Below are 26,417 nucleotides of genomic sequence, written 5' to 3' on the forward strand. Positions count from 1 at the left end.
ATTCCCTTCCCCTCCGCTACGCTCCGGCCGGGAATGACATCAGAGCATAAGACACGCGCGACACCGGCACCCGTGACGTTCGCCCTCCGACCTGCCATATACGGCCCATGATCGATCACCCGACGCGCGATGTGGGCTTTGGCGTTTATGTCCATTGGCCCTTCTGCGCCTCCAAATGCCCCTATTGCGACTTCAACAGCCATGTCCGCCACCAGCCGGTGGATCAGGAGCGGTTTCTTAGCGCCTTCCAGCGCGAGATCGCCCACACGGCGGCGCGCATTCCGGGCAGGACGGTCACGAGCGTGTTCTTCGGGGGCGGCACGCCCTCGCTCATGAAGCCTCAGACCGTGGGGGCGATCCTCGACGCCATCGGCGGCGCCTGGGGTATCGACCCGAAGGCTGAGGTGACGCTCGAGGCCAACCCCACCAGCGTCGAGGCCGAGCGCTTCCGCGGCTATCGCGCTGCCGGCATCAACCGGGTGTCCCTCGGCGTGCAGGCGCTGAACGACCCCGATCTCAAGCGCCTCGGACGCATGCACTCCGTCGACGAGGCATTGGGCGCCGTGAAGATCGCCGCCTCGATCTTCGAGCGCTATTCCTTCGATCTGATCTATGCCCGTCCCGGCCAGACGCCTCAGGCCTGGGGCGCCGAGCTGGAGCAGGCGATCTCCCATGCGGTGGAGCACCTGTCGCTCTACCAACTCACCATCGAGCCCGGCACCTGGTTCCAGCGTCTCTTCGATGCCGGCAAGATCACCGTGCCGGACGAGGAGACGGGCCGCGCGCTCTACGACATCACGCAGGAAACCTGCGCGAAGCACGGGCTGCCCGCTTACGAGATCTCCAACCATGCGCGGCCCGGTGCGGAATCGCAGCACAACCTGCTCTATTGGCGTTACGGCGAATATGCGGGCATCGGCCCCGGCGCCCATGGACGTTTGGTGACCGGCAATGCGCGGCTCGCCACCGCGACGGAAAAGCACCCCGAGACGTGGCTGGAACGGGTCGAGCGCGAGGGGCAAGGCGTCATCGATGAGGAAGTTCTGACCTCAGAGGCCGAGGGCGACGAGTTCCTGCTCATGGGCCTTCGCCTCAAGGAAGGTGTCGATCCGCGCCGCTTCGAGGCGTTCACGGGCAAGACACTCAATCCGCGCGGCTTGCGGATTCTTAAGGAGGAAGGCCTGATCCAGGTCGATGGCTCGCGCCTTGCCGTGACGCCGAAGGGTTTTCCGGTGCTCAATGCGGTGATTGCGGAACTGGCTGCTTAGAACACGCGCCGTCATTCCGGACGAAGCGCAGCGAAGATCCGAGATCGCAGGACAGGTGTGGCTCTGAACTCCCTCTCCCTAAGGGAGAGGGTTGGGGTGAGGGGTTACAGCCTTATCCGGATAGAACACTAACCCCTCACCCGCGCCTGAGGGCGCGACCTCTCCCACTGGGAGAGGTAGTCTAGCGCCATTCTCGTCTTACGATCCCGGGTTCCGCTGGCGCGGCCCCGGGATGACGCTGTGGTTATTGCTTCACCTTGCTTTCGATCACATCCCACACCGTAACCGCCAGATCCGGCCCACCGAGGCGCTTGATGGCGCGGATGCCGGTGGGGGCCGTCACGTTGATCTCGGTGAGGTTGCCGTCGATCACGTCGATGCCTACGAGGATCAGGCCCATGCGCTTGAGATCGGGGCCGATGGTCTCGCAGATCTCGCGCTCACGGGGCGTGAGATCCGTGGGCTTTGCCGCCCCGCCGCGCACCATGTTGGAGCGGATGTCGTTGGCCGCCGGCACCCGGTTGATGGCACCCGCCGCCTCGCCGTCGATGAGGATGATGCGCTTGTCGCCTTCCGTGATCTTCGGCAGGAAGCGCTGGATCACCCAAGGCTCGCGGAACAGGTTGGCGAAGAGGTCATAGAGCGAGCCGAAATTCGGATCCTCCCGCCCGACCTTGAACACGCTCGCGCCGCCATGGCCATAGAGCGGCTTCATCACCACGTCGCCATGCTCACGCCGGAACTCCTCGATCTCCTGCTTGTCGCGGGAAATCAGGGTCGGGGGCATCAGGTGCGGGAAATGGGTGACGAAGATCTTTTCCGGCGCATTGCGCACATGGGACGGGTCGTTGACCACGAGGGTCTTGGGGTGGATGCGCTCCAGGAAATGGGTGGCGGTGATGTAGGCCAGGTCGAAGGGCGGATCCTGGCGCATGAGCACCGCATCGACACCTGAGAGATCGACCCGCTCCGGCGTTCCCAGCGTGAAGTGGTCGCCCTCCACGTCCCGCGCCTCGACGGGCTCCGCCATGGCGATCACGGCGCCGTCGCGCAGGGACAGGCGATCAGGCGTGTAATGCAGCACCCGGTGACCCCGCCGCTGGGCTTCAAGCAGGAGCGCAAAGCCCGTATCGCCCGCAATTTTCAGACTGCGGATGTGATCCATTTGGAACGCAACGGTGAGGGTCATGAGTCGGGCCTCCTGGGAAGCAGGGTTATTGGGCCTAAACTGTAGTATGGCAACCGTTCATCCCGCGTGGCCTGAACGAAAGCCGGGGATGTGGGTTATTCAACGGCCCCGCTTCAGGCTGCCCCTTGCGGATCCCCTCAAGCTTTTCCATGTGAGAGTACATGCCCCGCCGCGCCCTTCTGATCGTCAATGCCAAGAGCCGCAGCGGCGCCGCCCAGCGTGACATTGCCGTGGAACGCCTGAAAGACCATGGCATCGAGCCGGTCCATGTGGATTGCAGCCGCCGGGAGGACCTGTCGCCCCTCATCGTCAAGCATGCGAAAGATGTGGATTGCGCGGTCGTCGGCGGGGGAGACGGCACGCTCAATGCGGCGGCCTTCGGGGTCATCGAGGCCGGCCTGCCGCTCGGCATCCTGCCGCTCGGCACTGCCAATGATCTCGCCCGCACCCTCGAGATCCCCTCTGACCTCGACGCTGCCGCCCAGGTGATCGCCGATGGCCACACCCGCAAAATCGATCTCGGCCTCGTCAACGGCGAACCCTTCTTCAATGTGGCGAGCATAGGGCTGTCGGCGGAACTAGCCCAGAAACTGACGCGCGACATCAAGCGCCGCTGGGGCCGTCTGGGCTACGCCATGGTGGCCCTGAACGTTCTGATGCACGCAAAGCCCTTCCGAGCCACGATCTACAGTGAAAACGAGGCTGCCCGTGTGCGGACGCTGCAGGTCGCAGTGGGCAACGGCCGCTTCTATGGCGGCGGCAACGCCGTCGAGCAGGATGCCACCATCGACGACCACCATCTCGACCTCTACAGCCTCGAGCTCGATCGCGCCTGGAAGCTCGCCCTCATGGCCCGCTCGTTCCGCCACGGCCGTCACGGAGCCTGGAACGAGGTGCGGGCCGTACGTGCCAAGGAATTCGACATCCGCACCCGCAAGCCCAAGCCCGTCAACGCGGATGGCGAGATCGTCACGCAGACGCCAGCCCATTTCTCGATCCGCCCTTCGGCCGTGATGGTGTTTGCGCCGAAGCCGACGGGGAGTTGAGAATTATACTTACACCGCCATTGTCATTCCGGGGCGGCCCGTAGAGTCGAGCCCGGAATCCATAACCGCTAACGTTGTAGGAAAGAGCACAACGGTCGCCGTAATTCTTTCTCGTCTCGTTGTGTTTATGGATTCCGGGCTCCGCTGCGCGGCCCCGGAATGACAGTGGCAACATTGCTGGTTCAATCCATCTCCAACTCGAACGCGCTCACGATATGCTTTGGCCACGTCTTGGGTGCGATGAACACCGCATCCGCGCGCCATGTCTTGTCCGCCGCCCACTCGTTCCGCGCGAGCCAAGCGCGCACCGCTCGCGAGAAGCGCTGGCGCTTGCGCGCCGTGATGGCGGAAAGCGCATCGTCTATGAGTCCGCGCGCCTTCACCTCGACGAATGCGATAGTGTCGCCACGCATGACGATCAGGTCAACTTCGCCGCCGGACGCCGCATAACGGCGGGCGAGCGGGCGATAGCCTTTCGCTACGAGAAATAATAGCGCGATCCACTCGGCGCGATGGCCGCGCAGAAACGTTGCTTCGCGGCGATCAAGCGCGCTCTTCATTCGCCCTTCTTCGCAAGTACCAAGGCGCGGGCATAGATCTCCCGCTTGGGCATATTGAGTTCCGCCGCCACGATGGCCGCGGCGTCCTTGATCGAGTGGTTCTTGAGGGCTGCTTCGAGCTTGCCGTCGAGGACTGCATCGGCTTCCGCCGCATGCATGGCCTTGGTGGCTTCGCCGATCAGCACCACGATCTCACCCTTGGGCGGGCCTTCCTCGGCGAATTGCCGGGCGAGTTCGGGGAGCGTTCCGCGCCGGATGGTTTCGAACATCTTCGTGAGTTCGCGCGCCACCACGGCCTGCCGCTCACCCAGCACCTCCGCCGCATCCGCAAGCATTTCGGGAAGGCGGTGCGGCCCCTCGAACAGCATGAGCGTGCCGGGAATGGTGCCGATCTCGGCCAGCCTGGTGCGCCGTGCACCGCTCTTCGCCGGCAGGAAGCCCTCGAAGAAGAAGCGGTCCGTCGGCAGGCCGGACGCCACCAGCGCAGTGAGCACGGCGGAGGGGCCGGGGATCGGCGTGACCGGGAGCCCTTCCTCGATGGCCGCCTGCACGAGCTTGTAGCCGGGATCCGACACCAGTGGCGTGCCGGCATCCGAGACCAGCGCCAGGGCCTGTCCTTCGCGGATGCGGTGGACCATGCGCTCGCGCACGGCATCATTGGAATGCTCGTGATAGGCCACCAGCGGCGTGGTGATGCCGTAATGGGCGAGCAGCGTCTTCGTCACCCGGGTGTCCTCGGCCAGAACCGCGTCCGCGGCGGCGAGCACGCTCAGCGCCCGGAAGGACACGTCCTGCAGGTTGCCGATGGGGGTCGCGACCACATAGAGGCCGGGCGAGAGGGGTTTGGCCTCGGCGGCAAGGCCGAAGGCGGTGAAGGTGGCGATCCGCTCATTGGGCTCGCGCCGCTTCGTTCGATTATCGATTCTCTGATTCATTGCCGTCACTGTCGCATGAAGGAGCGGCTTCGCGAAAGCCGGGCGTCAGGCCTCAAGTTCCTGTTGGAAACAATGTTTACTTTTGGCCGGTACATTTCTCCCATTGACGAAGGCTATTTCCAAGGGGGGCGGAGATGGCGCGCGTGTCGTATAAGTGGGCTCGGGGCTCTCTGAGCCAGTCGGGCTGGGCTCTTGTGCTGGCTGGCTCGCTGGCCTTGTCGGGTTGCGTCGGTTCGGAAGCTCTTTCGCCACCGCGCAAGGTGAGCCGGGCTCAACCTGCTCCTGTCGAGCCGTCCTATGCCGCTGGGGTGGCGCCGCCCGCTATTGCCATGCAGACTCCTGCGCCGGGGCCGCTCGCGGGCTCCACGACCATCGGCACTGGCCCCGTCAAGGTCGCCCTGATCCTGCCCATGAGCGCTCCCGGGCAGGGGGGTGTCGTGGCGCAGAGCATGCGCAATGCCGCCCAAATGGCTGTGAGCGAGTTCCAGGGCCAGGACATCACCCTCCTCGTGAAGGACGACAATGGCACGCCGGAGGGCGCGCTAAGCGTCGCGCAGCAGGCGCTCGCGGAAGGGGCTGAACTCATCATCGGCCCGGTCTTTTCCGGCTCTGTCCAGGCGGCGGCGCAAGTGGCGCGCGAGCGGGGCAAACCCATCATCGGGTTCTCGTCGGATGCGAGCGTCGCGACCCGTGGCGTCTATCTCCTGAGCTTCCTCGTGCAGGAGGAGGTCGATCGCATCGTCGCCTTCGCGGCCGCTCAGGGCCGCCGCTCGATCGCGGCTCTGATCCCTGAAACGCAATATGGGCGCGTGGCCGAGGCGCGGCTGCAGCAGGCAGCCGCCCGGCAGGGCCTGCGCATCGCCGCGCTCGAATATTACCCAGTCGGTCAGCCGCAGGTGGGGGTGCAGCGTCTCGCCCGCGTGATCGGCGGAGCCGCCCCGCAGGTGGATGCCCTGTTCATTCCCGACAATGGTGATGGCCTGCCGGCAGTCGCCCAGGCGCTGCAGATGGCGGGCTTCGATCCCACGCGGGTCAAACCGCTCGGCACCGGCGTGTGGAACGAGCCGCGCATCTTCGCCTTGCCGGCCCTGCAGGGCGGCTGGTTCGCGGCGCCCGACAACCGCGGCTTCGAGGCCTTCGCCGAGCGCTACCGCGTACGCTTCAACACCGACCCGATCCGCCTTGCAACGCTCTCCTACGATGCTGTCACACTCGCGGCGGCGCTCGCGCGCATGCAGGGCGCGCAAGCCTTCAGCGATGCAATGCTGACCAACCCGGCGGGCTTTGCTGGCGCGGACGGTGTCTTCCGCTTCAACCCCGACGGCACCAATGCCCGCGCTCTGACCGTGCAGGAGATTCGCAACGGCACCGCTGTCGCGGTCAGCGGAGCGCCGCGAACTCTGGTCGCTTCGGGAACCTAACGCACGTTCAAGGTGTCATCCCACAGGAACTGGCCCACCGTGCCGCCGGGTCGGACGGGATCTTTCGCGACATGGCCCACTGGAAGCTGCTTCTCAGGCGCTTGGTTCGCCAGATCTGGTTCAGGATCACGCTTTTCTGCCTCGGCGGCTTCGCTGCAGCTTTCGCGGCGCTGCTGCTGCAGCCCTACATTCCGGAGAACATTGCGCTCAGCGTCGGGGCCGATTCCGTTGGCAACATTCTCGGCATCCTGGCCGCCAGCATGCTGACGGTGACGACCTTTTCCCTGACCACGATGGTTTCCGCGTTTGCGTCGGCCAGCTCGAACCTGACTCCACGCGCTACGCAGCTCCTTATGGAAGACACAACGGCCCATAATGCCCTCGCGACCTTCCTGGGGGCGTTTCTCTATAGCATCGTCGGTATCGTGGCTCTCTCGACGGGAACCTATGGCTCCACGGGACGCCTGGTTCTGCTCGCCGTCACCATCCTGGTGATCATCTTCATCGTGGTGACGCTCCTGCGCTGGATCGGCCGGTTGACCAAGCTCGGCACCGTGCGGGAAACCATCGAGCAGCTCGAAACGGCCGCGTCCTCGGCCCTCGCCAAATGGTGCAAGAATCCCCACCTCCGGGCTGCGCCGCGCCTGGATTGGGTCCGCATGGCGCGCGCGGTTTATCCATGCAGGATCGGCTACGTTCAACACATCGACGTGGAGCAACTCGCCGGCATCGTCGACAACCGTGACGTCCTGATCGACGTAGACGTTCTGCCCGGCACATTTGTCGACCCGACCCGGCCCATTGCTTATGTGGACGAAGAGATGTCGGACGAGGACATCGGCAAGGTGCGCAACGCCTTTCTGCTGGGCGACCGGCGCACCTACGAACAGGACCCCCGTTTTGGTCTCATCGCCTTGAGTGAAGTCGCCTCACGAGCCTTGTCGCCCGCGATCAACGATCCGGGCACCGCCATCGACGTGATCAATGCCGGCGTCCGCGTTCTGGCTCTCTACAGCGGCCGGAATGTCGAGGAAGAGGACCTTGTGTTTCCCAAGGTCCGGATGCCGCCGCTATCCGCCGCGGACATGATGGAGGACTTCTTCGTGCCCATCGCACGCGATGGCGCCGGTCTGCTCGAGGTCGGGATCAAGCTCCAGAAAGCGCTTCGGTCTCTGTCGAGACTGTCGCCTGAGCTCTTCGGCAAACTCGCCGAGGAGCATTCCGAAGACGCCATGAGGCGTGCCGGGAAAGCCCTCGACGAGCGTGATCTCGAGCGCGTCCGCCGCCACGCCCTGAACCGTATGCCGGAGCAGGCCGTTCAGAAACCCATGGCGTATCCCGGCTCGAAGGTCCGGTAGATCAGCGACGCGTCAGCGTCGCGCTTAGTTCGGGCTTGTTGTTGAGGCTCTGGAACACCACGCAGTAGCGCTCGGTGAGCTTGAGCAGCTGATCGATCTTCTCCTGCGGCGCATCCGTGTCGACCTCGAAGGAAAGGCGGATGTTCCTGAAGCCCACGGGCGCGGTCTTGTCCACGCCCAGCGTGCCGCGGAAATCGAGATCGCCTTCCGCCTTCACGGCGCCGTGGCGAAGATCGATCTCAAGCGCGGTCGCCACGGCTTTGAGCGTGACGCCCGCGCAGGCGACGAGCGCTTCGAGCAGCATGTCGCCGGAGCACAGCTCCGCGCCGGAGCCGCCGGTGGCCGGGTGCAGGCCCGCTACAGCGAGCGCGCGGCCGGTCTCGACCTTACAGGCGATGTGTTGGTCGTCCAGCGTGCCGTGCGCCTTGAGGGTGATGACGGCGGCGTTCGGATCGCTGCGGTACTGGTCCTTCAACGGCGCCTGGAGGGCGCGGAGGGCTGTGGCGTCCATGATCTGTATCCTTGGATATGCTTACCACCACAGCGCGGCGGCTTGGCGGTCGCGTTCGCGCTGGGGCTGCGCCTGAGGAGCTTTGAGGGAATGGTCGAGAGCCGTCAAGACGCGGCGCACGGAGGTCTCGAACGGAAGTCCCGTCCTGTCGCGCGGGCGGGACAGCGTGAGCGGCAACTCGTCGAAGATGCGGCCGGGCTTGGGCTGCATGACGACGGCGCGGTCGGCGAGCGTCACCGCCTCCTGCACGTCATGCGTAACGAGCACCACGGTGGGGCGCGTCTCCTCCCACAGGCCGAGCAGGTGCTCGTGCAGGCTTGCCCGCGTGAACGCATCGAGGGCGGAGAAAGGCTCGTCGAGGAGGAGCACCTTCGGATTGGTGACGAACGCGCGGGCAATCGACACGCGCTGCTGCTGTCCGCCCGAGAGGTCGCGCGGCCAACGGTCGGCATGCTCGACGAGGCCGATCTTTTCGAGCGCATGCGTCACGCGCAGCTTCTTCTCGGTAGCGCTTAACCCATCGAGCCCGAACGCGATGTTGTCGAAAACCGACAGCCAGGGCAGCAGGCGCGGCTCCTGGAACACGATACCCACGGCGGGATGCGGACCGGACAGCACCTCATCGTCGAGGCGAATCCGCCCGGCGCTTTCCCGGTCGAGGCCGGCGATGAGGCGCAGTAATGTGGTCTTGCCACAGCCCGAGCCGCCGATGAGCGAAACGATCTCGCCCTCATGCACGGTGAGATTGATGTCCGAGAGCGCACGCGTGCCGTCGGCATAGGTCTTGGAGAGATGCTCAAACGTCAGCATTACAATCTCTCCCGCACGGTGTCCTGCCAGCGCACGAGCGGCTTGGCGGCGACAACCAGCAGGCTGTCAGCCGTTTTGCCGAGCAGCGCGAAGGCGATGATGGCCGCGAGGATCTGGTCCGGCTTGCCCATCTGCTGCCCGTCGACGAGCAGGTAGCCGAGGCCTTCCGACGCGCCCATGAACTCGGCCGCCACCACGAACATGAAGCCGAGGCCGAGGCCTGAGCGCAGCGCGATCACGGCTTCGGGCAACACTGCCGGCAGCAGGATGCGGCGGGCGAGCTGGACGCGCGAGAGGCGGAACACATGGCCGACTTCCACGAGCTTGCGATCAACGGACAGGATCGCGCCCGCGATGCCGAGATACACGGGAAAGAACACGCCGATTGCAATCAGCGCCACTTTTGACGCCTCGAAGATGCCGAGCCACAGAATGAACAGCGGTACCCAGGCGATAGAGGGGATTGCCCGCAGGGCCTGCAGGGTGGGATCGAGCAATTGGCGCATGGTCTTGCTTGAACCGGAGAGCGCACCGAGCACGATGCCGGATAATGACCCGATGACGAAACCGACGAGAACGCGCCAGAGCGTCATCCAGGCATGGGTCCGCAATTCGCCCGTTTGCGCCAAACCCCAAAGCATCGCGATGATGCGGCTCGGCGGCGGCACGAGGCGGCCTTCAGCCAGGCCGAAGGTGACGGCGGCTTCCCAGAGAAGCGCAATGGCGACCGGCAAGAAAAAACCGAGAAGGATGCGCCAGTCGAAGACGCGTCGCTTCTCGGTGGAGGTTGGGGCCGCGAGAGCGGCGGCACCCTCATGGGAGGACCAGGCTTGGCTTACAGCGTTGCCTGTCACGGCGCTCTCCCGCGATAAAGTCATCAGCGCGATGCGGTGGCGAAGCGGCGGTCGATGAGGGAATCGACGGCGGCGCGCACGTTGGTCTCAGGGGTGATGACGCCGGCCTGCTGCAGGGCGAGGCCTGCGGCCAGGATGGTGTCGATCTGAGGCTGACCGATCGAGGAGTGCGTGAGCTCCGTGCGCTCGAGCTGACGCTCGATCACCGGATCGGCGAGCTTCGTGTAGGAGATCAGGGACTTCTTCAGCTCGTCCTTGTTGGCGAGCGCATATTTGCGCGCCTCTTCGTAGGCCTTGAGCACGCGCTCCACGAGGGCAGGGTTGTCCTTGGCGAAGGCTTCCGAGACGTTGAGCACGCCCCAGGTGTTGGCGCCGGCGTTGCGGTAGAACAGCTTGGCGCCGGTTTCCACTTCGGCCGCAGCCATCAGCGGGTCGAGGCCGGCCCAGGCATCCACGTCGCCGCGCTCGAGCGCGGTGCGGCCGTCCGGATGCTGGAGCAGAACGAGCTTCACGTCCTTTTCGGTGAGCTTGGCCTCCTGCAGGGCGCGCACCAGGAAGATGTGCGGATCGGTGCCGCGGGTCACGGCCACGCGTTTGCCCTTCAGGTCTTCGACCTTGGTGATGCCGGTGTCCTTGCCGGTCACGAGTGCCGTCCATTCGGGGCGGGAATAGACATAGATCGTTTTGATCGGGTTACCGTTGATCTTGCCAATCAGGGCGGCGGCACCGGCCGTGGAGCCGAAATCGATCGAACCGGCGTTCAGGAACTCAAGCGCCTTGTTGGAGCCGAGCGACTGCACCCAGCGCACCTTGATGCCGTCTTTCTCCAGCTCCTTCTCGAGGAAGCCTTTGTCCTTGAGAAGGAGGCTTACCGGGTTGTAGGTGGCGAAGTCGATCTTGATTTCCTTGGGCTGCGCAATGGCGCCGTTGGCGAGAATTGTCAGGCCGGTGGCGACAGAGGCTGCGAGGAGGAGGCGGCGGGTCAGGCTCATTGTTCAGTTCCCATGGTTGGCGCATGGGAGCATCGTGTGAGGCGCCCGGCGCTTTAGCTGCACTTGTTTCGCGCCCGCAATCTGCATGCTTCAAATCGGCGCGTGTCCTTTTTATAGAACCCGACGTTTTTTATGTCAAACAACATCTCTTATAAAGAACATCCTATCCGCTTTTCCGGATAAGACCAGTCCACCCTTGGGCGAAGGCCTTTTTGGGTGGTAAGCCCACCAGCAGCTCGTATACGGTTACTGCATGCCTTCCCTGAAGCCTCAGACCATTCTGCAAAGCCTTGGCAGCCAGACCATCCGGGATGCAGCGGAGTTGCGTGCCGGGCTCGTTCCCCTGCTCAAGACCTTTCTCGATGAGGGCAGGGCGGAAGCTGAGGCGAAGCTTCTGGAGAATCAGGATGGGCTGGAGTGCGCCCGCTACCTCTGCGGGCAGATGGATGAGCTCGTGCGCATCGTCCACGATGCCGTCGTCCGGCATCTCTACCCCAGTGCCAATCCGTCCGCTGGAGAGCGCGTCGCCGTGGCGGCGACCGGCGGCTACGGGCGCGGCACCCTGGCGCCCGGCTCCGACGTCGATCTCCTGTTCCTTCTGCCCTACAAGCAGACCGCCTGGAGCGAGAGCGTGGTCGAAGCGATGCTCTACGTGTTGTGGGACCTCAAGCTGAAGGTGGGTCACGCGACCCGCTCGGTGGAGGAGTGCCTGCGGGAAGCGGGCGTCGACATGACGATCCGCACCTCCCTGCTCGAAACACGCTTCCTGTTCGGCGACAGGGAGCTCTTCGACGATCTGACCAGGCGCTTCGACAAGGAAATCATCGCCACCTCGGCCCCCGCTTTCGTCGATGCCAAGCTGAAGGAGCGCGACGCCCGCGTGGCCAAGGCGGGCGCCTCCCGCTATCTCGTCGAGCCCAACGTGAAGGACGGCAAGGGAGGCCTGCGCGACCTCAACACGCTCTTCTGGATCGCCAAATACGTCTACCGGGTGAAGGAGCCCGAGGAACTGGTGACGGCGGGTCTCTTCACGAAGGACGAGTTCAATCTGTTCGCGCGCTGCGAGGAGTTCCTCTGGCGGGTGCGCTGCCACATGCATTTCGCCACCGGCCGCGCCGAGGAGCGCCTGACCTTCGACCTGCAGCGCACGATTGCCGAGCGCATCGGCTATGCGCCCCGGGGTGGATTGTCGGCGGTCGAGCGCTTCATGAAAGTCTACTTCCTGATCGCCAAGGATGTGGGCGATCTCACGGCCATCGTGTGCGCCGAGCTCGAGGCCCGCCAGACCAAGCCGCGCCCCATGCTCGACCGTGTTCTCGGTCGCTTCCGCCGCCGCCGTGGCGGTGCCTTGCTCGGTGATGGTTTCATCATCGACAACAACCGCCTCAACGTCGAGAACGAACAGGTTTTCGAGCACGACCCCGTCAACCTGATCCGCCTGTTCTGGCTTGCCGACCGGCGCAATCTTGCGATCCATCCCGACGCCAAGCGTCTGGCGACACGCTCGCTCAAGCTCATCGGTCCGAGCCTGCGCAACGATCCGGAAGCCAACAAGCTGTTTCTCGAGATCATCACGTCCAAGAACGCCCCGGAGGTGGTGCTGCGCCAGATGAACGAGGCTGGCGTGCTCGGCCGCCTCGTTCCCGATTTCGGCCGCATCGTCGCGATGATGCAGTTCAACATGTACCACCACTACACGGTGGACGAGCATCTCGTGCGCTCGGTGGGAGTGCTGACCGAGATCGAGGCGGGCCATCTCGGGGGCGAGCATCCGCTGGCGAACCGCATCTTCCCGACCATCCGCAACCGCCGCGCACTCTACGTCGCGGTCTTCCTGCACGACATCGCCAAGGGCCGGCCGGAGGATCACTCGACGGCCGGTGCGGTGATCGCCCGCAAGCTCGGGCCGCGCTTCGGCCTCACGGATGCGGAGAGCGATACGGTGGCTTGGCTGATCGAGCATCACCTGCTCATGTCCAACACGGCGCAGAGCCGCGACCTGTCCGATCCCACCACCATCAAGAGCTTCGCCGAGGTGGTGCAGACCATGGAGCGCCTCAAGCTCCTGCTCGTGCTCACCATCGCGGACATCAAGGCCGTGGGGCCCGGCACCTGGACCGGATGGAAGGGCCAGCTTCTGCGCAATCTCTACCACGAGACGGAGGTGCTCCTCGGCGGCGGGGCTGCGGATCTCGCCCGCTCCGAGCGCGTGCGTCTGGCCCAGGAGCAGCTGCGCGCCGAGCTGCCCGATTGGTCGGACGAGGAGTTCGAAGCATATGCTGCCCGCCATACGCCGGGCTACTGGATGAAGACCGACGAGACCCGGCGGGCGAAGCAGGCCCGTCTCTTGAGGGAATCGGAGAAGGGCGGACGGACCGTCACCACGGCCTACGAGACGGACCAGTTCCGGGCCGTGACCGAGCTCACCATCCTGTCCCCGGACCATCCGCGGCTGCTCGCCATCATTACGGGGGCCTGCGCGGCATCCGGCGGCAACATCGTCGATGCGCAGATCTTCACCACCACCGACGGCATGGCGCTCGATACCATCGTGCTCTCCCGCGCCTTCGACCGGGACGAGGACGAGCTGCGCCGGGCCGAGCGGGTCGCCAAAGCCATCGAACGGGCCTTGAAGGGCGAGGTGAAAATCGCCGATCTCGTGGACGGCAAGCGCCCGTCGAAGGAGCGCTCACGGGCCTTCCACGTGCCCCCGGAGGTGACCATCGACAATTCCCTGTCGAGCCGCCAGACGGTGATCGAGGTCTCCGGCCTCGACCGTCCGGGCCTGCTCTACGATCTCACCACGGCCCTGGGGAAGCTCAACCTCAACATCGCCTCGGCCCATATCGTGACCTTCGGCGAAAAGGCCGTGGACGTGTTCTACGTGACCGACCTGACCGGCACGAAGGTCACCCATGCGGGCCGCCAGGCCACCATCCGCCGGGCCCTGCTGGACGTGTTCAAGGCAGAGGAAACCGCCTCTCTCCAGCGGCGCAGCGCTTGATTTGTGGCGCCTGGGACCTGATATGTGCCCCGAACCCATCTTTCTCCTACCTTCAGTTGATCGACCATGAATCCGAACGACACGGAAAAACAGAACGCGGCCCCGCAGGCCGAGCCCGCCAACGATGCCGCCCCTGAGGCGGCTTCCGCACCCGAGGCAGATCCGATCGCCGTTCTCGAGGCCGAGAAGGCGGATCTGAAGGACAAGCTCCTGCGCCTGATGGCCGACATGGAGAACCTGCGCCGTCGCACCGAGCGCGAGATCACGGACGCCCGCACCTATGCGGTGGCCAACTTCGCCCGCGATATGCTCAACGTGGCCGACAACGTGCGCCGCGCCATCGAGAGCGTGCCGGAGGAAGCGAGCAAGACCGCCGAGGGCGCCTTCAAGGGCCTCATCGAGGGCATCGACCTCACCGAGCGCGACCTGCTGAAGAACCTGGAGCGCCACGGGGTCAAGAAGCTCGATCCGCATGGGCAGAAGTTCGACCCGAACCTACACCAGGCCATGTTTGAGATCCCCAACGCGGAGGTGCCGAACGGCACGGTCCTGCAGGTGGTGCAGTCCGGCTTCGTCATCGGCGACCGCGTTCTGCGCCCGGCGCTGGTCGGCGTCTCCAAGGGCGGCCCGAAGGCAGCCGCCAACGGTTCGGGCAGCGAGACGGCGGATAATTCGTCGGCTTCGTAAGACGTCGGCGGAACGACTTTTCAGGCGAACAGGTAGCCGGTTCGCCTGAAAATGCTGTAAGCGAACACCCCATGAGCCCTCATCCTGAGGAGGACCGTAGGTCCGTCTCGAAGGATCTGGGCGTTTCCAGTGCCCTCTGGAGCCTCCTTCGAGACGCCGCTGCCCGGCTCCTCAGGATGAGGCCTCACATCGGGTTAGGTGTTCTCGGTGAACTTTCTCCAATCCATTCCCTTCGAAACCATCGGCGTCGCCGTCTTCGCGCTTTCCGGCGCCCTGATGGCGGCCCGCAAGGGCATGGACCCGTTCGGCTTCGCGCTTCTGGCCACCCTCACGGGCGTCGGCGGCGGCACGGTGCGGGACCTGCTCATCGGCATCCGGCCGGTCTTCTGGGTCGGTGATCCCGTCGACGTGCTCGTCTGCCTGGTCGTGGCGGAAAGCGTCTTCATCCTCGGCCCCAAGCGCGTGACCTGGATCGAGGGCGGGCGGCAGGGGCGCCTCCTGCTCTGGGCGGACGCCCTGGGCCTGGCCCTGTTCGCCGTCTCAGGAACGGCCAAGGCGCTTGGCGCCGGCGTGCCGGCCCTGTCGGCGGTGGCGCTCGGCACCGTTACGGCCACGTTCGGCGGCATCATCCGGGACATCTTCGCCGGAACGACGCCCCTGGTGCTGCGCAAGGAGATTTATGTCACGGCGGCGGCTTTGGGGGCTGCCGTCATGGTGGCTCTGCAAGCTCTCGGCCTCGATCCGTTCGTCAGCGCCGCGCTGGGCTTTGTTGCCGCCTTTACCTTAAGGGCGCTCGCCCTCCTGCACGGCTGGTCCCTGCCGGCCTTCCCGGCTCGGGACTAAAGCATCGGACCCAAAAGTGGATTTGCACTTTTGGGTCCGATGCTCTTTTTACGATGCGCTAGTAGGCATTCATCTCCACGCCGTCGATCACCGTCCGGAAGCGCCGCAGGTTCTCGCCCCGCTGCTCCACCCGGGTCAGGCCGACCATGCGCACATAGCGATTGGGCTCGAAGCGGATGGTCTGCATCACGACGACCGGCTGGCCCGATTCCGCCTCCACGGCCCTGGCGACGATCTCGTGCCAGTCCTGGCCCTTGAAGCGGAAGGATTCCGAGCGCTCGAGTTTGACCTCCTTGAGGATCTGGTTGGCGTTGAGCGCCGCGCGGGCGAACTGATTGCGCTGATCGCCGGCGGGCGGTGCGGCACCCGGGGAGGCGGCCATGATCAGGATCGGCTGCTCCACCGCCTTGATCGTGTCCTTGGGCCCATCCGTGAACAGAACGGAGTTGCCGGAGATCGCCCGCACGGGCCGGAAGCCCGCGAGGTCGCCGAGCCGGAACGGCATGGCCGAGACCTGCTCCTGAATGGAGATCGGCCCGCGCAGGGCAACACTCTTCAGGGCCTCCCGGATCTGGGCCTCGCTGTAGCCGTCGGCGCCGCCGCGCACCTGCGCGATGATGAGGCCGGTCACGTCCTGGCCCTTGACGGCCATGACCCATTTGCGCCCTTCCACGGGACCTTGCATGGTGCCGCCGATCAGCACCCCGGCCTTGTCGCCGAGCTTCAAGGTCTCGCGGGAGGTCTCGTTCAGGCCCTGGCGCTTCAGGGCTTCCTTGCTGAACCCCTTGACCAGCTGCTCATAGGCCTGCGCGGGCATCTCCACGAGGTTGATGGCGGCGGCCTTCTCCTCGTTCTCGAAGCCGCTGAAGCGCCGCGACACAACCATGTCCTGCGGCGGAACGATGCCGATCCGCGAGGCTGGCGGGAACACGGGCTCGGCCGCGAAGACGGCCTGAGCCGATAAGACTAAGCCTAAGGCAGCGGCTGCAAAAGCTTTCATGGGTATGCCCCTCCAGGAAACGTGCAGGTCGTGGTGTAGCAGAGGCTAGAGCGGCTTTTCCACCTTGCGCAAGGTGAGATTGAGGCGCCCGCCCTGCGGCAGCAGGTCCGAGCTGCCTGGCGTCAGCCGGTCGATGCCATGATAGATCAGCCGCGCCGGCCCGCCGAACACGATCGCGTCACCGGAGCGGAGCCTGATCGATTTCGTCGGATCCTTGCGCTCCAAGCCGCCATAGCGGAACAGCGCCGTGTCGCCGAGGGACAGGGAGACGACGGGCGCGTCGAACTCATCCTCATCCTTGTCCTGGTGCATCCCCATGCGGGCGCTCTGTTCGTAGAAGTTGATCAGGCAGGCATCGGGCGGATGCGGATAGCCGCTCAATTCTTGCCACGCCTGCAGAACCTGTTTTGGCATGGCGGGCCAGGGCTCGCCGGTCTCCGGATGCGTGGGCTGGTAACGATAGCCCGCCACATCCGAAACCCATCCCAGCCGCCCGCAATTGGTCATGCGCACGGAGAACGGCTTTCCCGTGCGTGGCATGCGCGGTGTGAAGAGCGGCGCCGCCTTCGTGATCTCGCGCAGGGACTGGAGCAGCCGCTCCTGGGCCGAGCGGTCGAGATAGTCGGGATAGTAGACGAGGCCGGGAGCGAGGGTGATGGCGGACATGGCTTTCATTGCACCTCACTGTCATTCCGGCCTCGCGGAGCGAGAGTCCGGAATGACAGTGCTTCGTTTCTACCCCTCCAGCACCTTCTTGCTGGCGACCGTCGTGTCCTCATTGAGCTTGTAAACCAACGGGATGCCCGTCGCGAGCTCAAGGCCCGGGATCGTCTCGGAGGTGAGGCCGTCGAGCACCATCACGAGCGCGCGGAGCGAGTTGCCGTGGGCGGCCACGAGCACACGCTCGCCGCGCATGACGCGGGGCAGGATGTCGCGGATGTAATAGGGCAGCACGCGGGCGACCGTGTCCTTCAGGCTCTCGCCACCGGGAGGCGGCACGTCGTAGGAGCGGCGCCAGAGATGGACCTGCTCCTCGCCCCAGCGGGCGCGGGCGTCGTCCTTGTTGAGGCCGGCGAGGTCACCGTAATCGCGCTCGTTCAGGGCCTGGTCGGCGATGGTCTTGAGATTGGGCTGGCCAATCTCCTCCAGGATCAGCTTGCAGGTGCGTTGCGCCCGGGAGAGATCGGACGTGAAGGCCACGTCGAACTGGACGCCCATCTCCTTCAGGCGTCGGCCGGCATTGCGCGCCTCCTCGATGCCGAGGTCGGTCAGGCCCGGATCCTTCCAGCCGGTGAACAGGTTCTTGAGGTTCCATTCGCTCTGGCCGTGGCGGGCAAGCACAAGAAGGCGATCCATATCGTCGTGTCTCCAGAAAATATCGTGTGTCGTGTTTTAAAGCCGGTCGAGGCCAAGGACATGGTCCATGGTGTAATAGCCCGGCTTCTTGTCGAAGCCCCAGAGGGCAGCCTTCACGGCGCCGCGAGCGAAGATACTGCGATCCTCGGCCCGGTGCGACAGCTCCAGGCGCTCGCCGGCGCCTGCGAAGATCACCGAATGCTCGCCGATCACGGTGCCGCCGCGCAGGGTCGCGAAGCCGATATCGCCGGGGTTGCGCGCGCCGGTATGCCCATCGCGGCTGCGCACGGAGCGCTCCTTGAGCGACACCTTTCGCCCTTCCGCTGCGGCCTCGCCGAGAAGCAGCGCCGTGCCCGAGGGCGCATCCACCTTCATGCGGTGGTGCATTTCGAGGATCTCGATGTCGAAGTCCTCACCGAGGGTCGCGGCCACCTTGCGCACGAGACCGGCCAACAGGTTGACTCCAAGCGACATGTTGCCGGATTGGACGATGCGCGCATGGCGCGCCGCCGCCTCAAGCTTGGTGAAGTCGGTCTCTGCCAAGCCGGTCGTACCGACCACATGGACGATGCGCGCTTGGGCAGCGAGCGCCGCGAAGGCCGTCGTGGCGGCGGGGGTCGTAAAGTCGAGAACGCCGTCCGCCTGGGCGAAGACGGGCAGGGGATCGTCGGTCACATCCACGTCGAGCAGGCCGACGCCGGCGAGAAGCCCGGCATCCTGCCCGAGGGCCGGGGAGCCCTCGCGCGCGATGGCGCCGACGAGTGCGCAGCCTTCCGTCTCGGCCACGGCCTTGATGAGCATGCGCCCCATGCGCCCAGTGGCCCCCACCACGACAAGTCGCATCTCGGTCATGGCCGTTCTCCTGTTTCGGGCTCGGATATAGCGGCTTGCGGGGCGAGTGAGAAGCGTGGAACCTTTCCCTCTCTCGTAAAGGAGAGAGGGCAGGGAGTCCCTACCCCGGCTGCGGACCCTCGTAGCCTTCGATGATGATGATGTCGGCCACCGCATGGCCGTCGCGCTCGGCCTTTGCCGCCTGATACTCGGGCGAGTCCCAGCATTCCAGCGCCGCCTCGTAGGTCGGGAACTCGATCACCACATTGCGGGCACGGGCCTCGCCCTCGGCAATGCGATAGGCGCCGCCGCGCACCAGGAAGCGCGCGCCGTATTTGGCGAACGGCACCGCATTGGCCTTCACATAATTCTGGTAGGCGTCCGGGTTCGAGACGTCGACGCGGCCGATCCAATAGCCCTTCATCGTTCAGGCTCCTTCCACGAGAACGAACTCGGCCACGCAGGCACCCTCGCGCTTGGCCTTGGCGGCCTGATATTCGGGCGAGTTGTAATAGGTCCTAGCCTGTTCGACCGAATCGAACTCGATCACCACGTTGCGGGGGCGCGCCTCGCCTTCGAGCGCCTCATAGGCGCCGCCGCGCACCAGCGGCCGGCCGCCATATTGCCGGATCGCCTCGGTCGCACCCTTGGCGTATTCCGCGTAGGCTTCAGGATTGGTGACGGTGACGCGGGCAATGACATAGCCTTTGGGCATCAGGCGCTCCTTTGAGTTCTTGGGTGGTGCAGCGAACGCCAGAGCGACCGTAGCGTCAAGCCATCACGGTGGGTTTTCCGATGGCGATCACTCGGCAAGGAGAGCCGGCAGATCCGCCAACAGGCTGTCGCGGGCACGAAAGCTCGCCACGAAGTTTTCCTTGCGCTCGTCGCGGATCAGCCGTGCGAACAGGATCTTGCGCTCGCCCTTCTGCGCCCAGCCGATGAACCAGCCGAACTGTCGGGAGCGATCGAACGTGCCGTTCTGCAACGGCTGAAAACCAGTGCCGGTCTTGCCGTAGGCCGTCCAGCCGTCGGGCAGAGGGAACGCGGGCATGATCGCGAGCGCCATCTCGCGGGCTTTGCCCGAGATCGGTAGCTTGCGCTTCAGGAGCCTGCTCAGGAAAGCGATCTGCTCGACAGGCGAGATCTGCAGCGAGGAGGCGCTCAGCCATGCGCGGGTCAGGCCGTTGGCCTTGCCCCTGTCGCCGCTGACGTCGCGATTGCCGTAACCGAAGGCTTCGACATAACGTTTGAAGCGGTCCTCGCCCAGTTCACGGGTCAAGACGTGCGAGTACCAGAGCACGGAATCCTTCAACCAAGAGCGCGGCGTCGTGGTCTTACGCCACGCCTCGTTCCAGGATTTGTACTCAGGCCTGTAGGGCCAGGCGGGCTCGTCCTCGTCCTTGAGGATGCCGGCGTCGTAGCCCATCAGGCTCAACGGAACCTTGAAGGTGGAGGCCGGGCTGTTGCGGCGCTCGCAATCGCCCTCGCGTTTTACCACGCGGCCGGTGTCAAGCTCGGTGACGAGGGTGCAGGTATCTCCCCAGGCTGCGCCCGCAAGCGCGAGCAGGCAGGAGCACGCAAGAAGCAGGCGAGCCAGCATCGTGTGCCTCAGGCGTCGGCGATCTCACGGACGATGGCTTCTGCTGCTGAGCGAGGGTCGGCAGCTTTCACGATGGGGCGGCCGACCACGAGGTGGTTGGCGCCGAGCCGGATGCCTTCCGCCGGCGTGACGACGCGCTTCTGGTCGCCGGCCTCTGCGCCGGCCGGACGGATGCCAGGCGTGACGATCAGGCGGTTGCGGCCGACGATGGATCGCACGCGCTGCGCTTCCGTGGCGGCGCAGACGATGCCGTCGATGCCGATATCGCGCGCCTGCTCCGCGCGGCGCGCCACAAGTTCCGCCGCCGGGACAGGAGCATAGCCGGCCTCGACGAGGTCGCTGTCGTCGTAGGAGGTGAGCACGGTGACGGCGAGGATCTTCAGATCGGATCCTGCCTTTCCGGCCATGGCGGCCCGCATGGTCTGCGGATAGGCATGCACCGTGAGGAACGTCATGCCCATGCGGGCGATGGAGCGCACGCCTTCCTCCACCGTGTTTCCGATATCGTGCAGCTTGAGATCGAGGAAGACCTTCTTGCCCTGGCCGATCAGCTCGCGGGCGAACTCGAGGCCGCCCGCATAACCGAGCTGGTAGCCGATCTTGTAGAAGGTGCCTGCATCGCCGATGCGCGTGACGAGGGCGCGGGCCTCCTCCACGGACGGAACGTCGAGACCAATGATGAGCCTGTCGCGAATGTCTCCTGCGGAAATGGGATTCGTCGGAAGAGACATCGCGGCGCTCATGGGTTGCTGACCTTGTTGTAAACCCAGACGCGGGCCGGGGGCAGGTTGCGCCAGATCCGGTTGGAGGCTCTGACCTTGTAGCTCTGCGAGCGCGCCGGGATCGGCGGTACCACCGCGTAGGTGAACTGGATGAAGGGCGCATTCGGATGCATCATCGCCTGGGCGGTTTCCAGGAGGTCCAGGCGCTGATCCATGGGCTTTGTGAAGAGCGGCAGGCTCGACACGGTGGCGGCCCCGGGCTCCTTCAGGATGCCGGAGAGCGTCTCCTTCAGGTCGTAGGCATCGCCCTGGATGATCGTCGCCTTGGGGAAGCGACGCTTCAAAAGCTGGCAGAATTCGGGGTTGTACTCGATCAGGACCAGCCGGTCTTGGGCCACGCCGCGGCGGATCAGGGCATCGGTCACCGGGCCGGTGCCGGGGCCGAGCTCGATCACCGGGCCGGGAATGCGCGGATCCACATAGGACGCCATGGTCCGGGCGAGGATCTTGCCGGACGGGGTGACGGCACCGATGGTGAGCGGTCGTTCGAGCCAGGAACGCAGGAAGCGCGCCTCATCCTGGAAGCGATCCTTCTTGAGAGGGATTTTCCGGGCCGTTGGCCGTTGGTACGACTGAACCACTAAGCTGACCCCTCGATCTCGCAGATCACGTTCGTTCTTTAGAACTCAATGAAAACGACCGTCAAGTTAAGTTGATCCACCCAGGCCATCGAGAAACTCCCGGAAACGCGAGAAGAAGCCCGAGCTTTCCGGGTGATTTTCCTTGGAGCACTCCTGGTCGAACTCCATCAGGAGCTCGCGCTGGCGCTTGGTGAGCTTCTGCGGGGTTTCCACAACAACCTGAATGTAGAGGTCGCCCACATCGCGGGAGCGGAGCACCGGCATGCCCTTGCCGCGTAGGCGGAACTGCTTGCCGGTCTGGGTGCCTTCGGGCACCTTCACGAGCGCCTCGGAGCCACTGAGCGTCGGGACATTGAACTCGCCGCCGATGGCCGCCGTCACCATGGAGATCGGCACGCGGCAGAACAGGTCCGCGCCATCGCGCTGGAAGAACGGATGCGCCTTGATCGACAGGAAGATGTAGAGATCGCCCGCAGGCCCGCCGCGCAGGCCCGCTTCGCCTTCGCCCGCAAGCCGGATGCGCGTGCCATCCTCGACGCCCGCCGGGATGTTGACCGAGAGCGTGCGCTCGCGGGTGACGCGGCCCGCGCCGCCGCAGGAGGCGCAGGGGTCGTCGATGACCTCGCCGCGCCCATGGCAGTTGGGGCAGGTGCGCTCGATGGAGAAGAACCCTTGCGTCGCCCGCACCCGGCCGGCGCCGCCGCAGGTCGGGCAGGCCTTGGGCTTCGAGCCCGGCTTCGCGCCGGAGCCTAAGCAGGCCTCGCAGGTGACGGAGGTCGGGATCTTGAGTTCCGCGTTCTTGCCGTGGAAGGCCTCGTCCAGGCTGATCTCGAGATTGTAGCGCATGTCGGCGCCGCGCTCGCGCCCGCCGGTGCTGCGCCCACGGCCCCGCCCGCCGCCGGCATCGCCGAAGAAGTTCTCGAAGATATCCGACATGAAGTCGGAGAAATCGCCGTTGAAGCCCGGGCCGCCGGCGCCGCCATTGGCGAAGGCTGCATGGCCGTAACGGTCGTAAGCCGCGCGCTTCTGGCCGTCGGAGAGGGTCTGGTAGGCCTCGTTGAGTTCCTTGAACTGGACCTCGGCCTCGTGATTGCCAGGGTTGCGGTCCGGGTGATACTGCATCGCGAGCTTGCGGAAGGCGGATTTCATCTCCGCCTCGGTCGCGGTCTTCGCGACGCCGAGAACCTCGTAGTAATCGCGCTTGGACATGTCAGGCGCCCCTCGGAGCGATCATGCGCTCCGTCATCATGTTCATCGTCCGCCATGCATGCGCTGCACAGGGAAAGGCTCGACAAGCCTTTGCCAGCGCATCGTGAGAAGAAGCGGTCGGTTGATCGGTCATGGGTGTTTCAAGTTCATTTCACGAAAACGGCACCCGGTCATGAAACCGAGTGCCGAATTCTCTAAAGAGCGCTCTTCATTCAGGCGCGCTTTTTCTTGTCGCCTTCGTCGACTTCCTGGAAGTCGGCGTCGATGACGTCGTCCTTCTGGGCGTTGTCGCCGCCTTCGGGCTGCTCGCCGCCTTCCGCAGCGCCGGCCTGGGCTGCGTACATGGCTTCGCCGAGCTTCATGGAGGCCTGCATCAGGTCCGTGGTGCGGGCCTTGATGACCTCGGAATCCTCGCCGGCCAGCGCCTGACGCAGCGCGTCGATGGCGGTGGTGATGCCCTGCCTGTCGGCCTCCGAGACCTTGTCGCCGTACTCGGCGACAGACTTCTCGGTGGCATGGATCAGGCTCTCGCCCTGGTTCCTGGCCTCAACGAGCTCGCGGCGCTTCTTGTCTTCCTCGGCGTGAGCCTCGGCGTCCTTCACCATCTTCTCGATGTCGGCATCGGACAGACCGCCAGAGGCCTGGATGCGGATCTGGTGCTCCTTGGCCGTCGCCTTGTCCTTCGCCGTGACGTTCACGATGCCGTTCGCGTCGATGTCGAAGGTCACCTCGATCTGCGGTACGCCGCGGGGTGCGGGCGGGATGCCCACCAGGTCGAACTGGCCGAGCAGCTTGTTGTCCGCGGCCATTTCGCGCTCGCCCTGGAAGACCCGGATCGTCACCGCGTTCTGGTTGTCCTCCGCGGTGGAGAACACCTGGCTCTTCTTGGTCGGGATCGTGGTGTTGCGCTCGATCAGGCGGGTGAACACGCCGCCGAGCGTCTCGATGCCGAGCGACAGCGGGGTCACGTCGAGGAGCAGAACGTCCTTCACGTCGCCCTGGAGCACGCCGGCCTGGATCGCAGCACCAATGGCCACGACCTCATCCGGGTTGACGCCCTTGTGGGGCTCCTTGCCGAAGAAGTTCTTCACCACTTCCTGGATCTTCGGCATGCGGGTCATGCCGCCGACCAGGACCACCTCGTCGATGTCGCCCGGCGAGATGCCGGCATCCTTGAGGGCCTTGCGGCAGGGCTCGATGGTCTTCTGCACCAGGTCGTCCACGAGCTGCTCGAACTTGGCGCGCGAGAGCTTGAGGGCGAGGTGCTTCGGACCGGAGGCATCCGCCGTGATGTAGGGCAGGTTGATCTCGGTCTGGGAGGCCGAGGACAGCTCGATCTTGGCCTTCTCGGCCGCTTCCTTCAGGCGCTGAAGGGCGAGCTTGTCCTTGGTCAGGTCGATGCCCTGCTCCTTCTTGAACTCCGCCGCCAGGTACTCGACGAGGCGCATGTCGAAGTCCTCGCCGCCGAGGAAGGTGTCGCCGTTGGTGGACTTCACCTCGAACACGCCGTCGCCGATCTCGAGCACGGACACGTCGAAGGTGCCGCCGCCGAGGTCATAGACCGCGATCATGCCGGTCTGCTTCTTGTCCAGGCCGTAGGCCAGGGCAGCCGCCGTCGGCTCGTTGATGATGCGCAGGACCTCAAGGCCGGCGATGCGGCCGGCGTCCTTGGTGGCCTGACGCTGGGCGTCGTTGAAATAGGCCGGAACCGTGATGACGGCCTGCGTGACCGGCTGCCCGAGATAGGACTCGGCCGTCTCCTTCATCTTCTGAAGGGTGAAGGCGGAGATCTGCGAGGGCGACATGGTCTTGCCGTCGGCCTCGACCCAGGCGTCGTTATTGCCGCCCTTCACGATGTGATAGGGGACGAGGCCCATGTCCTTCTTGGTCATGGGGTCGTCGAAGGTGCGACCGATCAGGCGCTTGATGGCGAAGAACGTGCGCGACGGGTTCGTGACCGCTTGGCGCTTGGCCGGCTGGCCGACGAGGCGCTCGCCTTCGTCCGTGAAGGCCACGATGGACGGGGTCGTCCGCGCGCCTTCGGCGTTCTCGATGACTTTGGGCGTCGAGCCTTCCATGACTGCGACGCAGGAGTTGGTGGTGCCGAGGTCGATACCGATGACCTTACCCATGGCGGGATCCCTCACTTTCAAGCAGACCGCCGAGCCCTCAAAGCAGCTCGGCCCATGGCTTACATGTTGCTGACAAATTGCCGGAGCCGCCTCAAACCGAGCCGTGCCCCGTGCTGGCGTTGATATAAGAAGGGGTTTTCAGGGCTGCAAGACGATGATGAGCGCTAGTTTGCGCCAATTCGTAGGAGCCGGACCCTGTTGCATTCCTGCAATACGGGCCGGGGCCTCAGGGAAATCTGTGCCTAGACGCGGTTTTGGGGCGCGGTTTCGACAATCAGGCTGAGCGCTGCCCTTAAGATTACCTGCCCGGTCTCGTCCCTGACGCTAACGATGAATGTCTTCTGGGTGCCGTCGGGGAGGGCGTCCCGCGCCAGATCCGGCAAGGCCTTCTGGGCCTCGATCTTGGCCATCTCGGCGCTCTGCAACTCGATGCCTTCAGTGTCTGGGATGAGACGGTTGCCATCGTAGGTATCGAAAAAAAAGCGCGCCAATGGCCTTCCCCATGGATTGATGTCTGACAACCAAGGACAAGGTGATTTGTTCGGCATTACACCAGCGGAAGGAGAAATACCCGAGTTTCAAGCCTCTGACGGTTCCTGATCTGTGGCTGGCCAAGCAGGCTGCTCAGGCCTACCATGCTTGTGCATAGCCGGTCTGGCTGTGGCTGGTTGCGGGACGCCGTGCCCGTGAGAAGGAGCCCGACCATGATGGCCCATTCCCCCAATGGCCTGATGATCCGCAAGCTGGAGAGCATCTTTTCCCTCTGCGAGGAGGAGAGGCAGGCCCTGGCCAGACTCCCGGTGCAGGTCACGACATTCAAGGCTGACCAGGACGTCGTGCGCATTGGCGACCGCCCGTCCCAATCCTGCCTGCTGCTGGAAGGCTTCACCTGTGTCTACAAGCTCACCGCCGAGGGCAAGCGCCAGATCGTGGCCTTCCATGTCCCCGGCGACATCCCGGACCTGCAGAGTCTGCACCTGAAGGTCATGGACAACAGCGTCGCAACCGTCAGCGCCTGCACGCTGGGATTCATCCCCCATGAGGCCCTCCACGACATCTGCAACCGCTATCCCCGGATCACCGCCGCCCTGTGGCGCGAGACGCTGGTGGACGCCTCGATCTTCCGGGAGTGGATGACCGGAATCGGGCGGCGTGAGGCCTATCACCGGATGGCCCATCTCCTGTGCGAGCTGCGGGTGCGCCTGACCATGGTGGGCCTGGTTAAGGACCAGACCTTCGACCTGCCCATCACCCAGACCGAGCTTGCGGACGCCATCGGGGCCAGCACGGTCCACGTCAACCGGGTGCTGCAGGAGCTGCGGGCCGATGGTCTCATTCGCAGCAAGGGAACCCAGGTGAGTATCCTGGATTGGGAGAGATTGAAGGCAGTGGGCGATTTCGACCCGCTCTATCTGCATCTCCGGCAGGATGGGAATGCGTGACTGCCT

Annotated in this window: 27 protein-coding genes; 8 read left to right on the forward strand and 19 right to left on the reverse strand. The window is 64.9% G+C overall.

The window, feature by feature from the left end:
* The first annotated feature begins 107 nt into the window (after window positions 1-107).
* Complete coding sequence (gene hemW / locus I2H36_RS13155; protein ID WP_196264362.1) at window positions 108-1,268, forward strand: radical SAM family heme chaperone HemW; 1,161 nt, start codon at window positions 108-110, stop codon at window positions 1,266-1,268.
* Between the two features lie 244 nt (window positions 1,269-1,512).
* On the opposite strand, the gene gshB is transcribed toward hemW, so the two are convergent.
* Window positions 1,513-2,457 carry a glutathione synthase gene (gshB, locus tag I2H36_RS13160; RefSeq protein ID WP_196264363.1) on the reverse strand — a complete coding sequence of 315 codons (945 nt, stop codon included), beginning with the start codon at window positions 2,455-2,457 and terminating at the stop codon, window positions 1,513-1,515.
* Between the two features lie 161 nt (window positions 2,458-2,618).
* Between gshB and I2H36_RS13165 the strand changes: the two genes are divergently transcribed.
* Window positions 2,619-3,503 carry a lipid kinase gene (locus I2H36_RS13165; protein WP_196264364.1) on the forward strand — a complete coding sequence of 295 codons (885 nt, stop codon included), beginning with the start codon at window positions 2,619-2,621 and terminating at the stop codon, window positions 3,501-3,503.
* Window positions 3,504-3,685: 182 nt separating this feature from the next.
* Here the strand turns inward: I2H36_RS13165 and I2H36_RS13170 are convergent, their stop codons facing one another.
* Together I2H36_RS13170 and rsmI are read right to left on the reverse strand one after the other, a co-directional pair.
* On the reverse strand, window positions 3,686-4,063 hold the full coding sequence (locus I2H36_RS13170) for a YraN family protein (RefSeq protein ID WP_196264365.1): 378 nt from the start codon (window positions 4,061-4,063) through the stop codon (window positions 3,686-3,688).
* Complete coding sequence (rsmI, locus tag I2H36_RS13175; RefSeq protein ID WP_196264366.1) at window positions 4,060-4,998, reverse strand: 16S rRNA (cytidine(1402)-2'-O)-methyltransferase; 939 nt, start codon at window positions 4,996-4,998, stop codon at window positions 4,060-4,062. Before rsmI ends, I2H36_RS13170 begins: the two co-directional genes overlap by 4 nt.
* Before the next feature lie 134 nt (window positions 4,999-5,132).
* Here rsmI and I2H36_RS13180 point away from each other — a divergent pair, with 134 nt between their 5' ends.
* Entirely contained in the window at window positions 5,133-6,419 is a 1,287-nt protein-coding gene (locus tag I2H36_RS13180) for a penicillin-binding protein activator (RefSeq protein WP_196264367.1), read from the forward strand.
* 71 nt (window positions 6,420-6,490) lie between these two features.
* Entirely contained in the window at window positions 6,491-7,777 is a 1,287-nt protein-coding gene (locus tag I2H36_RS13185) for a DUF2254 domain-containing protein (RefSeq protein ID WP_196264368.1), read from the forward strand.
* 1 nt (window position 7,778) lies between these two features.
* Here the strand turns inward: I2H36_RS13185 and I2H36_RS13190 are convergent, their stop codons facing one another.
* The 4 genes from I2H36_RS13190 to I2H36_RS13205 are packed head-to-tail and all read right to left on the reverse strand — an operon-like array spanning window position 7,779 to window position 10,944.
* A complete protein-coding gene (locus I2H36_RS13190) occupies window positions 7,779-8,288 on the reverse strand; it encodes an OsmC family protein (protein ID WP_196264369.1) in 510 nt (169 codons plus the stop codon).
* A gap of 21 nt (window positions 8,289-8,309) precedes the next feature.
* Window positions 8,310-9,098, reverse strand: coding sequence for an ABC transporter ATP-binding protein (locus tag I2H36_RS13195; RefSeq protein WP_196264370.1), 789 nt, complete (start codon window positions 9,096-9,098; stop codon window positions 8,310-8,312).
* Window positions 9,098-9,952: an ABC transporter permease subunit gene (locus I2H36_RS13200; protein ID WP_196264371.1), complete on the reverse strand. Its 855-nt coding sequence runs from the start codon at window positions 9,950-9,952 to the stop codon at window positions 9,098-9,100. Before I2H36_RS13200 ends, I2H36_RS13195 begins: the two co-directional genes overlap by 1 nt.
* Before the next feature lie 23 nt (window positions 9,953-9,975).
* A complete protein-coding gene (locus I2H36_RS13205; RefSeq protein WP_196264372.1) occupies window positions 9,976-10,944 on the reverse strand; it encodes an aliphatic sulfonate ABC transporter substrate-binding protein in 969 nt (322 codons plus the stop codon).
* Between the two features lie 253 nt (window positions 10,945-11,197).
* Here I2H36_RS13205 and I2H36_RS13210 point away from each other — a divergent pair, with 253 nt between their 5' ends.
* From I2H36_RS13210 to I2H36_RS13220, 3 genes are all read left to right on the forward strand, one after another.
* Window positions 11,198-13,948 (forward strand): [protein-PII] uridylyltransferase, encoded by a 2,751-nt coding sequence (locus I2H36_RS13210; protein WP_196264373.1) that lies wholly within the window; start codon window positions 11,198-11,200, stop codon window positions 13,946-13,948.
* Window positions 13,949-14,014: 66 nt separating this feature from the next.
* Window positions 14,015-14,635: a nucleotide exchange factor GrpE gene (gene grpE / locus I2H36_RS13215; RefSeq protein WP_196264374.1), complete on the forward strand. Its 621-nt coding sequence runs from the start codon at window positions 14,015-14,017 to the stop codon at window positions 14,633-14,635.
* Between the two features lie 207 nt (window positions 14,636-14,842).
* Window positions 14,843-15,478 carry a trimeric intracellular cation channel family protein gene (locus I2H36_RS13220; RefSeq protein WP_343234448.1) on the forward strand — a complete coding sequence of 212 codons (636 nt, stop codon included), beginning with the start codon at window positions 14,843-14,845 and terminating at the stop codon, window positions 15,476-15,478.
* Between the two features lie 58 nt (window positions 15,479-15,536).
* Here the strand turns inward: I2H36_RS13220 and I2H36_RS13225 are convergent, their stop codons facing one another.
* The 12 genes from I2H36_RS13225 to I2H36_RS13280 all read right to left on the reverse strand — a co-directional run bounded on the left by I2H36_RS13225 (window position 15,537) and on the right by I2H36_RS13280 (window position 25,460).
* Window positions 15,537-16,478 carry a hypothetical protein gene (locus I2H36_RS13225; RefSeq protein WP_196264375.1) on the reverse strand — a complete coding sequence of 314 codons (942 nt, stop codon included), beginning with the start codon at window positions 16,476-16,478 and terminating at the stop codon, window positions 15,537-15,539.
* Between the two features lie 45 nt (window positions 16,479-16,523).
* On the reverse strand, window positions 16,524-17,144 hold the full coding sequence (locus I2H36_RS13230; protein ID WP_196264376.1) for an alpha-ketoglutarate-dependent dioxygenase AlkB family protein: 621 nt from the start codon (window positions 17,142-17,144) through the stop codon (window positions 16,524-16,526).
* Window positions 17,145-17,213: 69 nt separating this feature from the next.
* Window positions 17,214-17,834: a 2,3-bisphosphoglycerate-dependent phosphoglycerate mutase gene (locus I2H36_RS13235; protein ID WP_196264377.1), complete on the reverse strand. Its 621-nt coding sequence runs from the start codon at window positions 17,832-17,834 to the stop codon at window positions 17,214-17,216.
* A gap of 36 nt (window positions 17,835-17,870) precedes the next feature.
* Window positions 17,871-18,677 (reverse strand): 4-hydroxy-tetrahydrodipicolinate reductase, encoded by an 807-nt coding sequence (dapB, locus tag I2H36_RS13240; protein WP_196264607.1) that lies wholly within the window; start codon window positions 18,675-18,677, stop codon window positions 17,871-17,873.
* Window positions 18,678-18,786: 109 nt separating this feature from the next.
* Complete coding sequence (locus I2H36_RS13245; RefSeq protein ID WP_196264378.1) at window positions 18,787-19,089, reverse strand: DUF1330 domain-containing protein; 303 nt, start codon at window positions 19,087-19,089, stop codon at window positions 18,787-18,789.
* 3 nt (window positions 19,090-19,092) lie between these two features.
* Window positions 19,093-19,380: a DUF1330 domain-containing protein gene (locus tag I2H36_RS13250; RefSeq protein WP_099510743.1), complete on the reverse strand. Its 288-nt coding sequence runs from the start codon at window positions 19,378-19,380 to the stop codon at window positions 19,093-19,095.
* An 87-nt stretch (window positions 19,381-19,467) separates the two neighbouring features.
* Window positions 19,468-20,265 (reverse strand): class D beta-lactamase, encoded by a 798-nt coding sequence (gene blaOXA, locus I2H36_RS13255; RefSeq protein WP_196264379.1) that lies wholly within the window; start codon window positions 20,263-20,265, stop codon window positions 19,468-19,470.
* Window positions 20,266-20,273: 8 nt separating this feature from the next.
* Entirely contained in the window at window positions 20,274-20,996 is a 723-nt protein-coding gene (gene pyrF, locus I2H36_RS13260; RefSeq protein WP_246718801.1) for an orotidine-5'-phosphate decarboxylase, read from the reverse strand.
* A gap of 8 nt (window positions 20,997-21,004) precedes the next feature.
* Entirely contained in the window at window positions 21,005-21,628 is a 624-nt protein-coding gene (locus tag I2H36_RS13265; RefSeq protein ID WP_196264381.1) for an rRNA adenine N-6-methyltransferase family protein, read from the reverse strand.
* Window positions 21,629-21,694: 66 nt separating this feature from the next.
* Entirely contained in the window at window positions 21,695-22,837 is a 1,143-nt protein-coding gene (dnaJ, locus tag I2H36_RS13270; protein WP_196264382.1) for a molecular chaperone DnaJ, read from the reverse strand.
* Between the two features lie 212 nt (window positions 22,838-23,049).
* On the reverse strand, window positions 23,050-24,969 hold the full coding sequence (dnaK, locus tag I2H36_RS13275; protein ID WP_196264383.1) for a molecular chaperone DnaK: 1,920 nt from the start codon (window positions 24,967-24,969) through the stop codon (window positions 23,050-23,052).
* A 242-nt stretch (window positions 24,970-25,211) separates the two neighbouring features.
* Window positions 25,212-25,460 carry a DUF6894 family protein gene (locus I2H36_RS13280; protein ID WP_196264384.1) on the reverse strand — a complete coding sequence of 83 codons (249 nt, stop codon included), beginning with the start codon at window positions 25,458-25,460 and terminating at the stop codon, window positions 25,212-25,214.
* Between the two features lie 213 nt (window positions 25,461-25,673).
* Between I2H36_RS13280 and I2H36_RS13285 the strand changes: the two genes are divergently transcribed.
* Window positions 25,674-26,411, forward strand: a complete 738-nt coding sequence (locus I2H36_RS13285) for a Crp/Fnr family transcriptional regulator (RefSeq protein WP_196264385.1) — start codon at window positions 25,674-25,676, stop codon at window positions 26,409-26,411.
* The last annotated feature ends 6 nt before the right edge of the window (window positions 26,412-26,417 follow it).

The sequence above is a fragment of the Microvirga terrestris genome, from assembly GCF_015694425.1.
Lineage (GTDB): Bacteria > Pseudomonadota > Alphaproteobacteria > Rhizobiales > Beijerinckiaceae > Microvirga > Microvirga terrestris.